Genomic DNA, 10,796 nt, shown 5'->3' with positions numbered 1-10,796 from the left:
AAGCCTTGCGCTCCAGGCGTCCGATGACGTCGCTGAGGGTATCGTGCGAGGGAATACCGTTGGGCAGCGGCAGGAACTCGCGCAGCCAGGCTTCGTTCTCGTGGGCGAAGTCCTCGATGCCGACCCAGTCGTCATAACCGCACAGGGTGGCGCAGAGCGTGATCATGACGATGTCCTGCAGGGCGTGCAGCTTGTTGCGGGTTTCGCGCCGTGGGTCGACGAGCTTGGCGAAGTAGGGCTGGGGATTGGGCAGCATGATGGGGCTCGGAAAAGTCTTGTCCGTTACCGCTAATCCTTGTCCAACGCAAGAGCGATGTAGCGCGATTGCCCTGGCTCCGGCGGCCCCGCGGATGAAAAAAACCGTCCGGGCCTATATAGTTGCCGACTTCCCTCGTTTTGCCAGTGCAGCCGATCATCATGCCCGAAGCCCGCCAGATCCTCGTCACCAGCGCCCTGCCCTACGCCAACGGCTCCATCCACCTGGGCCACATGCTCGAGTACATCCAGACCGACATCTGGGTACGCTTCCAGAAGCAGCGCGGCAACCAGTGCGTGTACGTCTGCGCCGACGACGCCCACGGCTCGGCGATCATGCTGCGCGCCGAGAAGGAAGGCATCACCCCGGAACAACTGATCGCCGGCGTGCAGGCCGAACACAGTGCCGATTTCGCCGACTTCCTGGTCGACTTCGACAACTTCCACTCGACCCACGCCGAGGAAAACCGCGCGCTGGCCACCGCCATCTACCTCAAGCTGCGCGATGCCGGCCATATCGCCACCCGCTCGGTGACCCAGTACTTCGACCCCGACAAGGGCATGTTCCTCGCCGACCGCTTCATCAAGGGCACCTGCCCGAAGTGCGGCGCCGAGGACCAGTACGGCGACAATTGCGAGAAGTGCGGCGCCACTTACGAGCCGACCGAGCTGAAGGACCCGCGCTCGGCGATCTCCGGCGCCACCCCGGTGCTCAAGGACTCCAAGCATTTCTTCTTCAAGCTGCCGGACTTCGAGGCCATGCTCAAGCAATGGACCCGCAGCGGCACCCTGCAGGACGCGGTGGCCAACAAGATCGCCGAATGGCTGGACGGCGGCCTGCAGGAGTGGGACATCTCCCGCGATGCGCCCTACTTCGGCTTCGAGATCCCCGACGAGCCGGGCAAGTACTTCTACGTCTGGCTGGACGCGCCGATCGGCTACATGGCCAGCTTCAAGAACCTCTGCGCGCGCCGCCCGGAGCTGGACTTCGACGCCTTCTGGCAGAAGGACTCCAAGGCCGAGCTGTACCACTTCATCGGCAAGGACATCGTCAACTTCCACACCCTGTTCTGGCCGGCGATGCTCGAAGGCGCCGGCTACCGCAAGCCGACGCAGGTGTGCGTGCACGGCTACCTGACCGTCAACGGCCAGAAGATGTCCAAGTCGCGCGGCACCTTCATCAAGGCGCGCACCTACCTCGATCACCTGAATCCCGAGTACCTGCGCTACTACTACGCCAGCAAGCTGTCGCGCGGCGTGGACGATCTCGACCTCAACCTCGAGGACTTCGTACAGAAGGTCAACTCGGACCTGGTCGGCAAGGTGGTCAACATCGCCAGCCGCTGCGCCGGCTTCGTCCACAAGGGCAACGCCGGGGTGATGGTCGACGCCAACCCCGAGCCGGCGCTGTGGGACGCCTTCCAGGCCGCCGCCCCGGCCATCGCCGAGGCCTACGAGCACCGCGACTTCGGCCGCGCCATGCGCGAGATCATGGCCCTGGCCGACCGCGCCAACGCCTGGATCGCCGACAAGGCGCCGTGGGCGCTGAACAAGGTCGAGGGCAAGCAGGCCGAGGTGCAGGAAATCTGCGCCTTCGGCGTCAACCTGTTCCGCCAGCTGGTGATCTTCCTCAAGCCGGTGCTGCCGAACCTGGCCGTCGCCGCCGAGGCCTTCCTCAACGTCGCCCCGCTGAGCTGGCAGGACCACGAACTGCGCCTGGCCAACCACCTGCTCAACCCGTTCACCCCGCTGATGACCCGCATCGAACCCGCGAAGATTGACGCCATGATCGAAGCCTCCAAGGAAGACCTCGCCGCCCAGTCCACCGAAGCCGCCGCCCCCGCGGGCAACGGCGAACTGGTCAAGGAGCCGCTGGCCGCGGAAATCGACTTCGGCGCCTTCGCCGCCGTCGACCTGCGCATCGCGCTGATCGAGAAGGCCGAGTTCGTCGAGGGCGCCGACAAGCTGCTGCGCCTGACCCTGGACATCGGCGACGCCAAGCGCAACGTGTTCTCCGGCATCAAGTCCGCCTACCCGGACCCGAGCCAGCTGGAAGGCCGCCTGACCCTGTACGTGGCCAACCTGGCGCCGCGCAAGATGAAGTTCGGCCTGTCCGAGGGCATGGTGCTGGCCGCCGGCCCGGGCGGCGAGGAGATCTTCCTGCTCAGCCCGGACGCCGGTGCCAAGCCGGGCCAGCGCGTGCACTGAATACCGGCCGACGGAAAAACCCGTCGGCGGTTTTCCAGCCCAGCCCCGGCCTCCAGCCGTCGGGGCGGACAACGCCCCGCGGTTGTCCGCCCCGATAGCTTCCCGGATAATGGATGCCCTTTCCCCTCCGATCCCTGCCCGCACGCGACGGAATCCCGCGATGACCGAACTCGTCCTGATCCTGCTTGGCGCCATTCTGGTCAACAACTTCGTGCTGGTGCAGTTCCTCGGCCTCTGCCCGTTCATGGGCGTCTCGAAGCGGATCGAAACCGCCATCGGCCTCGCCCTGGCCACCACCTTCGTGCTGACCTTGGCGGCCATGTGCAGCTACCTGCTGCAGCGCTACGTGCTCAAGCCGCTGGAACTGGAGTACCTGCGCACCATCGCCTTCATCCTGGTGATCGCCGTGGTGGTGCAGTTCACCGAGATGCTGGTGAACAAGACCAGCCCGCTGCTCTACCGCGTGCTCGGCATCTTCCTGCCGCTGATCACCACCAACTGCATCGTGCTCGGCGTGGCCCTGCTCAACGCCAACAAGGCCGGTTTCGGCTTCCTCGCGGCCACCGCCAACGGCTTCGGCGCCGGTCTCGGCTTTTCCCTGGTGCTGGTGCTGTTCGCCGCCCTGCGCGAGCGCATCGCCATCGCCGACGTGCCCAAACCGTTCAAGGGCGCGGCCATCGGCCTGGTCACCGCGGGATTGATGTCCCTGGCGTTCATGGGCTTTTCCGGGTTGATCAAGCCATGACCGCCGTGCTCGTCCTGCTCCTGCTGTGCCTGGTCTGCGGCGCCCTCCTCGGCTATGCGGCGGTGCGCTTTCGCGTCGAGGGCAACCCCATCGCCGAGCAGATCAACGCGCGGCTGCCGCAGACCCAGTGCGGCCAGTGCGGCTATCCCGGCTGCAGGCCCTACGCCGAGGCCATCGCCGCCGGCGACAAGATCAACAAGTGCCCGCCGGGGGGCGCGGCGACCATCCAGGCGCTGGCCGAGCTGCTGGACCTCGAGCCCGAGCCGCTGGACGCCGCCGAAGGCGAGAAACCGCCGATGGTCGCGCGCATCCGCGAGGCCGAATGCATCGGCTGCACCAAGTGCCTGCAGGCCTGCCCGGTGGATGCCATCGTCGGTGCCGCCAAGCAGATGCACACGGTGATCGCCGCCGAATGCACCGGCTGCGATCTCTGCGTCGAGCCCTGCCCGGTGGACTGCATCGACATGATTCCGCTCGCGGGTTCCTTGCAACACTGGAAATGGGATCTGCCCCTGCCTCCCGGCCGGCTGATCGCCAGCGATCGGGAGCGGGCGGCATGAGCGACGTGAAGCTCTGGGATTTCCATGGCGGCATCCATCCGCCGGAGCACAAGGCGCTCTCCAACCGCACGCCGATCCAGCCGGCGCCGTTGCCTGCGCGTCTGATCCTGCCGCTCGGTCAGCATATCGGTGCACCCGCCCAGCCGATCGTCGCGGTCGGCGAGCGGGTCCTCAAGGGCCAGACGATCGCTGCCGCCAGCGGACGGGTCAGCGTGCCGCTGCATGCGCCGACCTCCGGCACGGTGAGCTTCATCGGCCCACAGCCCTATCCCCATGTATCCGGCATGCTCGCGCCGGCCATCGTCATCGACAGCGACGGCCTGGACGCATGGGCCCCGCTGGCGCCCTGCGCCGACTACCGCGGCCTGGCGCCCGAGGTACTGTTGGAGAAGATCCGCCAGGCCGGCATCAGCGGTCTGGGCGGCGCAGGCTTTCCCACCGCAGTGAAGCTGGCGGCACGCCCCCAGGGAAAGATCCACACGCTGATCATCAACGGCGCCGAATGCGAACCCTATATCACCGCCGACGACCGGCTGATGCGCGAAAGGGCTGCCGAGCTGGTCGCCGGCATCGAGATCCTCGCCTGGCTGATCCAGCCCGAGCAGGTGCTGATCGGTATCGAGGACAACAAGCCCGAGGCCATCGCCGCGCTGCAGGCCGCCCTCGGCGAGCGGCCGTTCGGCCTGCGGGTACTGCCGACCAAGTATCCGTCCGGCGGCGAGAAGCAACTGGTCGAGCTGCTCACCGGCCAGCAGGTGCCGAGCGGCGGCTTGCCGACGGACGTCGGCATGCTCTGCCAGAACGTCGGCACCTGCGTCGCCATCCATGATGCGGTGCTCCAGGGTCGGCCGCTGGTCTCGCGCATCGTCACCCTGACCGGCGAAGCCCTGGCCCGGCCGATGAACGTCGAGGCCCTGCTCGGCACGCCGATAGGCGAGCTCCTGGCCTTCGCCGGGCTGGACGAGGCACGCATGGATCGGCTGATCATGGGCGGCCCGATGATGGGTTTCACCCTGCCCTCGCTCGAGGCGCCGCTGATCAAGACCGGCAACTGCCTGCTGGCACCGACCCGCAGCGAACTGCCGCCTCCGCCGCCACCGCTGCCGTGCATCCGCTGCGGCGCCTGCGCCGATGCCTGCCCGGCCAGCCTGTTGCCGCAGCAACTGCACTTCTTCGCCCTCGGCCAGGAACACGAGCAGCTCAGGGCACACAACCTGTTCGACTGCATCGAGTGCGGCGCCTGCGCCTACGTCTGTCCGTCCAGCCTGCCGCTGGTGCAGTACTACCGCGCGGCCAAGGCGGAAATCCGCGAACTGGAGCAGAAGCAGCACAAGGCCGAGCATTCCCGGCGGCGTTTCGAGCTGCGCCAAGAGCGCCTGCGCAAGGCCGAGGAGCAGAAGGAAGCCGAACGCCAGGCCCGCGCCGAACAGGCCGCTCGGGCCAAGGCGCTGCAGACGGAAAGCGCCGCACTGCCTGATCGGACAGCGCCGCTCGCCGCCCAACCCAGCCTGGCGGCCGGGCTCTTGGAGCAGCAGAAAAAACTGAGGATCGAGGCCAGCATGGCCCAGATCGCCCTGAAAAAGGCCGAGAAACAGCTCGCCGCCCACGCCACGCCGGAACTGGAGGCCCAGGTGGCCGAGCTGCGCGCCGCCGTCGAAGCGGCCAAGAAGGCCCTGGAGGCCGTCACGGCAGCCGCTCCGCCAGCAGTGCCGGCAAGCAATGACGCGGCGCTGAAAAAAGCCAAGATCGAACTGGCGATAAAGCGCACCGAGCTGAAGAAAGCCGAGAAAGCCGGAGCGGACGATGCTGAGCTGACTTGCCTGCGCGAGGCCTTGGCCAGCGCCGAGCGGGCCCTGCACGCTGCCGAGGAAGCCTCGGACAAGCCCGCCCCTCAGCTGATACGCACCGACAAGCGTCCGGTGGACGAAAAGTTGCGGACCCTGAAGACCGAACTCGCCTTCGCCCGCGCCGACCTGCGCAAGCTGGAGCGCGACGAGGCTGCCGATCCGCCCGCGCTGGAGTCGGCACGGACACGTCTGGCCGAGGCCGAACGCAAGCTGGCGGAGCACCAAAGCGAATAACCGGCGGCGGAAATCTCCGGCAATCCACCCGCGAGCTGGATAGCCGTCCCCAGGCAAGTACACAACGGAGCGCCAATGGCCCTGCCCCGCATCACTTCGCCCCATGCCACGGGCAGCACTCGTACCCGCCAGGTCATGCAGCTGGTGCTGGTCGCCACCCTGCCCGGCCTGTTGGCGCTGACCTGGCTGTACGGCTTCGGCACCCTGCTCAACCTGCTCTGGATGAGCGCTGCAGCGCTCGGTTTCGAGGCGGCCGTTCTGCAGCTTCGGCAACGTCCGGTCGGTTTCTTTCTCGGCGACGGCAGCGCCCTGGTCACGGCCGTGCTGCTGGCCCTGGCCCTGCCGCCCTACGCGCCCTGGTGGCTGACCCTGACGGCCTGCGGCTTTGCCATCCTGTTCGGCAAGCACGTCTACGGCGGGTTGGGACAGAACCCCTTCAATCCGGCGATGGTCGGCTATGTGGTGGTGCTGATCTCCTTCCCGCTGGAAATGACCGCCTGGCCGGCACCCCATGCCGTCGGGCTGGTCGAGGGTCTCCAGCAGATCCTTGGCATTGCCGCCCTGCCCGACGGCTGGAGCCAGGCCACCGCCCTGGATGTGCGGAAGGCCAACCGCAGCCTGACCATGGACGAACTCTGGGCGCAGAATCCGGCGTTCGGCTATCTGGGCGGTCGAGGAAGCGAATGGGTCAATCTGGCCTTCCTCGCCGGAGGTCTGTTCATGCTCCGGCGCCGCCTGTTCGGCTGGCATGCGCCGGCCGGCATGCTGGGCGCGCTGTTCCTCATGAGCCTGCTGTTCTGGAACGGCTCGGACTCCGACTCCAACGGCTCGCCCCTGTTTCACCTGCTGAGCGGCGCGACCATGCTGGGCGCCTTCTTCATCGTCACCGATCCTGTGAGCGGTGCGACCAGCAACCAGGGCCGGCTGATCTTCGGGATCGGCGTCGGCATCCTCGTCTACGTGATCCGTGCCTGGGGCGGTTACCCGGACGCGGTGGCCTTCGCCGTGCTGCTGATGAACCTGGCGGCACCAACCATCGACTACTTCAGCCGCCCGCGCACCTACGGTCACCGCAAGGCCGAACGCGGCTTCAAGGTGGGGGACTGAACCATGCCCATGCCTGAAATCGGCCGCTCGATGCTGAAGAACAGCCTGGTGCTGGGGCTGTTCGCGGTGGCCACGGTCGGCGTCGTCACACTGCTCCAACAGGGCACGGCCGCACGGATCCAGGCCGCCGAACGCCAGGCCCAGGTCCGCGCCCTGGGCGAGATTCTCCCGGCCGGCAGCTACGACAACGATCTGCTCGCCAGCAGCATCCTGCTCGACGAGCCGTTGCTCGGCCACCGGAGCCCGCAGCCCGCCTATCTTGCCAGCAAGAACGGTCAGGCCACGGCGGTGATCCTCCAGGCCACGGCCCCGGATGGCTACAGTGGCGCCATCCACCTGTTGATCGGCATCCAGGCCGACGGCAGGCTGGCCGGAGTGAGAGTCATCGGCCACCGGGAAACTCCTGGCCTGGGGGACAAGATCGAGCTGGCCAAAACCCCCTGGATTCGCAGTTTCGAGGGTAGATCCCTCGCCAGCCCCGACGAGTCGGGCTGGGCCGTGAAGAAGGACGGCGGGGATTTCGACCAGTTCGCCGGTGCCACCATCACCCCGCGGGCCGTGGTCAAGACGGTTCACCAAGCCTTGCAGTATTTCCAGGCCAACCAGGCGGCACTTCTGAACGCACAGTTCTCCGAGCGGCAAGGGAGTAAACCATGAACCACCCCAGCTACCGCGAACTGAGCATCAACGGCCTGTGGAAGAACAATCCGGCGCTGGTGCAGCTGCTCGGGCTCTGCCCGCTGCTCGGGGTGAGCAACTCGACGGTCAATGCCCTGGGACTCGGGCTGGCGACCGCGCTGGTGCTGAGCTGCTCTAACATTGCCGTGTCGCTGGTGCGCGGCGTGGTGAATACTGCCGTGCGTCTGCCGGTCTTCGTGATGATCATCGCCGCACTGACCACCTGCATCGAACTCCTGATGCAGGCCTTCACTTACGAGCTCTATCAGATCCTCGGCATCTTCATCCCGCTGATCACCACCAACTGCGTGATTCTCGGCCGCGCCGACGGCTTTGCCGCCAGGCATGCCCCGCTGTTGGCCGGCTTCGACGGGCTGATGATGGGACTGGGCTTTGCCGCGGTACTGGTCGTACTGGGCGGACTGCGCGAGCTGCTCGGTACCGGCGCACTGTTCGCCAACATGCAGCTGTTGCTCGGCCCCATCGCACGCGACTGGCAGATCGTGCTGATCGGCGACTACAAGGGTTTTCTGCTGGCCATCCTGCCTCCCGGGGCCTTCATCGTTCTCGGCCTGCTCATCGCGCTGAAGAACCGAATCGACGAGCACCTTGCCGAACGGGCCAACAAGGTCGAGCAACCGCAGGCCTCTGCTCCGAACCGTCGCGTGCGGGTGACCGGGGTGATCGAATGAAATCCACAACCTGAAGCCTATCCGAACATGAACGCCGCCAAACGTAGGGAAATCTTCCGTCGCTTTCACGAAGACAACCCCACCCCCACCACCGAACTGGTCTACAGCACGCCCTTCGAGCTACTGATTTCGGTGATCCTCTCCGCCCAGGCCACCGACGTCGGGGTGAACAAAGCCACCGCCAAGCTCTTTCCGGTGGCCAACACCCCGGAAGCCATCTATGCCCTGAGCGTGGTAGGACTGAGCGAGTACATCAAGAGCATCGGCCTGTTCAACAGCAAGGCGAAAAACGTCATCGAGACCTGCCGCCTCCTCATCGAGAAGCACCACAGCCAGGTTCCAGACAACCGCGAGGCCCTCGAAGCGCTGCCCGGAGTCGGCCGCAAAACCGCCAATGTGGTACTCAACACGGCCTTCCGACATTCCACCATGGCAGTGGACACGCATATCTTTCGGGTCAGCAACCGTACCCGGATCGCGCCGGGCAAGAATGTGCTGGAAGTCGAGCGCAAGCTGGTCAAGCTGGTGCCCAAGGAGTACCTACTGGACGCCCATCACTGGCTGATCCTGCATGGTCGCTATGTTTGCAAGGCTCGCAAGCCGCTATGCGGCAGTTGCCGCATCGAAGACCTCTGCGAGTACAAGCACAAGACCTCAAACGATTGACTTTTCATTACAATTATTCCTGATCAATTGAAAAAATCTTTTTTACCCATCCAGCCTTTGTCGCTATAAGGTGCGCCATAGCGACCGTAGCTTGGAGCGAACGCATGGCCACCGATAAAGCTGACATTGAACTCGAGGATGACTTCGTCGCCGAGGAGGCAGATAACGCCGAAGCCGAAGTTGAAGTCGCCAAAACCAATCTGACCAAACGTCGGATCATCGATAATTATCTCGAAGAACGCCGCTTGCAGAAGGACCTTGCCGACTACGACTTCGATATCTGAATACGCGTTCAACTCCTTAAATTCCCCTGATTGCCGAGCCAGATAAACTCTTCTTCAGAGGCCTGTTTCAGGCTAAATATCAGCATAGTCGCCAACGATAGCTGCTCTGGATCTAGAAATATTGCTTCACTTCTGGAGAGCAGGCTACCGTGCGTCCATCCTCTGAACTTGGCAAAACCGTAGCCGCACGCACGAAAGGGGTCCTCCCCCTCCGAATCGCATTCGCCTCTGCACGGGCCTTCAAGAGCATAACCAGTCACTGCTTGTGGTGCTGAATTCAACCTCTATGGTTTGCCTCTTGGACATACATCTATCTAGAATCTCCGCTACTCCCTTCCCGACAGGAATTAAACATGCGCTTCCTGCATACCATGATCCGCGTAACCGATCTGGACAAATCGATCGATTTCTACACTCGAATCCTGGGCATGAGCCTTCTTCGGAAACATGACTACCCCGATGGCAAATTCACTTTGGCCTTTGTTGGATATGGAAAAGAAGAAGAAAATGCCGTCATTGAATTGACTTACAACTGGGGCATTGACAAATACGAGATGGGTAGTGCTTTTGGTCATATCGCCATAGCCGTCGATGACGCCTACAAGGCCTGTGAAGACATCAAGCAAAATGGCGGAAACGTGATCAGGGAAGCTGGCCCCATGAAGCATGGAACGACCGTAATCGCTTTTGTAAGCGATCCAGATGGCTACAAGATTGAGCTTATCCAGGAAAATCAAGCTGGGTAAATGCGTATTGGCCTGTGTGGTTGACTGATTGATTCAAGTTCGGAGCTGATTAGCAATGATGCTAAGCCAGAGGCTCTGTAGGTACTCGGGAACACCTGTACTGGATATATAAACAGAAATCAAGGAGGATCAATCCATGTCCATGAACCGAATCCAGTTCCAACCCAGCCTGTCGATGTCCGAATTCCTCAAGTGTTTGCGGTCCCCCGGTGTCAGGATAGTTGTCGCCTGATCGGATTCATCCAAACGGAACATGGGGGCGGAAAGAGCTGTGCAATGCCGCGTTACTCTGCTGAACGAAAAGCCGCCCTGCTGAAGAAGCTGCTGCCACCGCTGAACCTGTCCATGACCGAGCTGGCCCGCTAGAGCGCTTTCATCCTGACCGGCCATAGCCGCAATGGCGGATATAGCGTTCGCATTCGGCGGGCGGAAAGCGCTCCAGCAAGGCGCCGATGGTCGACCACAGGGTATCGACCGTGCGGGCGGCGGCTTTGCGCAGCAGCGCCTTCAGCTTCGCGAACACCTGCTCGATCAGGTTGTAGTCCGGACTGTACGGTGGCAAATAGCGCAGCTCGGCCCCGCGTGCCTGGATGGCCTCCCGCACGCCGGCCACCTTGTGCGAGCCGAGGTTGTCCATCACCACGAGTCTCCGGCGCCCAGGGTTGGCGCCAGTGCCTGCTCGATCCAGGCGCGAAACGCCCGCCCGTTGACCGGCCCGTCGAGAACCAGCGGAGCGACCAGCCCTTCGCTACGCAGCGCACAGACGAAGGTGGT

The 10,796-nt window shown here is 64.0% G+C and carries 11 protein-coding genes and 1 pseudogene; 10 read left to right on the top strand and 2 right to left on the bottom strand.

The window, feature by feature from the left end:
* On the bottom strand, window positions 1-256 hold a 256-nt coding region (locus tag BMY22_RS21565), incomplete at its 3' end, for a transposase family protein (protein ID WP_143068589.1).
* Between the two features lie 161 nt (window positions 257-417).
* On the opposite strand from BMY22_RS21565, the gene metG reads away from it, so the two are divergent.
* From metG to gloA, 10 genes are all read left to right on the top strand, one after another.
* Window positions 418-2,463 (top strand): methionine--tRNA ligase, encoded by a 2,046-nt coding sequence (metG, locus tag BMY22_RS21560; RefSeq protein WP_090625324.1) that lies wholly within the window; start codon window positions 418-420, stop codon window positions 2,461-2,463.
* A 160-nt stretch (window positions 2,464-2,623) separates the two neighbouring features.
* Window positions 2,624-3,208 carry an electron transport complex subunit RsxA gene (gene rsxA / locus BMY22_RS21555; protein ID WP_090625321.1) on the top strand — a complete coding sequence of 195 codons (585 nt, stop codon included), beginning with the start codon at window positions 2,624-2,626 and terminating at the stop codon, window positions 3,206-3,208.
* Window positions 3,205-3,768, top strand: a complete 564-nt coding sequence (gene rsxB / locus BMY22_RS21550) for an electron transport complex subunit RsxB (RefSeq protein WP_090625320.1) — start codon at window positions 3,205-3,207, stop codon at window positions 3,766-3,768. The genes rsxA and rsxB overlap by 4 nt, the downstream gene beginning before the upstream one ends.
* Window positions 3,765-5,849, top strand: a complete 2,085-nt coding sequence (gene rsxC, locus BMY22_RS21545) for an electron transport complex subunit RsxC (RefSeq protein WP_090625318.1) — start codon at window positions 3,765-3,767, stop codon at window positions 5,847-5,849. Before rsxB ends, rsxC begins: the two co-directional genes overlap by 4 nt.
* A gap of 75 nt (window positions 5,850-5,924) precedes the next feature.
* Window positions 5,925-6,956 (top strand): RnfABCDGE type electron transport complex subunit D, encoded by a 1,032-nt coding sequence (locus BMY22_RS21540; RefSeq protein ID WP_090625317.1) that lies wholly within the window; start codon window positions 5,925-5,927, stop codon window positions 6,954-6,956.
* A gap of 3 nt (window positions 6,957-6,959) precedes the next feature.
* Window positions 6,960-7,613, top strand: a complete 654-nt coding sequence (rsxG, locus tag BMY22_RS21535) for an electron transport complex subunit RsxG (RefSeq protein WP_167363788.1) — start codon at window positions 6,960-6,962, stop codon at window positions 7,611-7,613.
* Window positions 7,610-8,326 carry an electron transport complex subunit E gene (locus BMY22_RS21530; RefSeq protein WP_090625315.1) on the top strand — a complete coding sequence of 239 codons (717 nt, stop codon included), beginning with the start codon at window positions 7,610-7,612 and terminating at the stop codon, window positions 8,324-8,326. Before rsxG ends, BMY22_RS21530 begins: the two co-directional genes overlap by 4 nt.
* A 27-nt stretch (window positions 8,327-8,353) precedes the next feature.
* Window positions 8,354-8,992, top strand: a complete 639-nt coding sequence (gene nth / locus BMY22_RS21525; RefSeq protein ID WP_090625314.1) for an endonuclease III — start codon at window positions 8,354-8,356, stop codon at window positions 8,990-8,992.
* A gap of 104 nt (window positions 8,993-9,096) precedes the next feature.
* Window positions 9,097-9,276: a PA3496 family putative envelope integrity protein gene (locus BMY22_RS21520; protein WP_090625312.1), complete on the top strand. Its 180-nt coding sequence runs from the start codon at window positions 9,097-9,099 to the stop codon at window positions 9,274-9,276.
* A 353-nt stretch (window positions 9,277-9,629) separates the two neighbouring features.
* Complete coding sequence (gloA, locus tag BMY22_RS21515) at window positions 9,630-10,022, top strand: lactoylglutathione lyase (RefSeq protein WP_090625311.1); 393 nt, start codon at window positions 9,630-9,632, stop codon at window positions 10,020-10,022.
* A 373-nt stretch (window positions 10,023-10,395) separates the two neighbouring features.
* Here the strand turns inward: gloA and BMY22_RS21510 are convergent.
* A pseudogene (locus BMY22_RS21510) lies at window positions 10,396-10,796 on the bottom strand (transposase); the annotation flags it as partial.

Source organism: Azotobacter beijerinckii (genome assembly GCF_900110885.1).
GTDB lineage: Bacteria > Pseudomonadota > Gammaproteobacteria > Pseudomonadales > Pseudomonadaceae > Azotobacter > Azotobacter beijerinckii.
The sequence above is the reverse complement of the archived record's forward strand: the minus strand, read 5'-3'. Positions and strand labels throughout refer to the sequence as shown.

Bases quoted from the DNA above. Each gene is read 5' to 3' on its own strand.
- BMY22_RS21540 (WP_090625317.1), top strand. From the start codon at position 5,925: ATGGCCCTGCCCCGCATCACTTCGCCCCATGCCACGGGCAGCACTCGT.
- rsxG (WP_167363788.1), top strand. From the start codon at position 6,960: ATGCCCATGCCTGAAATCGGCCGCTCGATGCTGAAGAACAGCCTGGTG.
- rsxA (WP_090625321.1), top strand. From the start codon at position 2,624: ATGACCGAACTCGTCCTGATCCTGCTTGGCGCCATTCTGGTCAACAAC.
- metG (WP_090625324.1), top strand. From the start codon at position 418: ATGCCCGAAGCCCGCCAGATCCTCGTCACCAGCGCCCTGCCCTACGCC.
- nth (WP_090625314.1), top strand. From the start codon at position 8,354: ATGAACGCCGCCAAACGTAGGGAAATCTTCCGTCGCTTTCACGAAGAC.
- gloA (WP_090625311.1), top strand. From the start codon at position 9,630: ATGCGCTTCCTGCATACCATGATCCGCGTAACCGATCTGGACAAATCG.
- BMY22_RS21520 (WP_090625312.1), top strand. From the start codon at position 9,097: ATGGCCACCGATAAAGCTGACATTGAACTCGAGGATGACTTCGTCGCC.
- BMY22_RS21530 (WP_090625315.1), top strand. From the start codon at position 7,610: ATGAACCACCCCAGCTACCGCGAACTGAGCATCAACGGCCTGTGGAAG.
- rsxC (WP_090625318.1), top strand. From the start codon at position 3,765: ATGAGCGACGTGAAGCTCTGGGATTTCCATGGCGGCATCCATCCGCCG.
- rsxB (WP_090625320.1), top strand. From the start codon at position 3,205: ATGACCGCCGTGCTCGTCCTGCTCCTGCTGTGCCTGGTCTGCGGCGCC.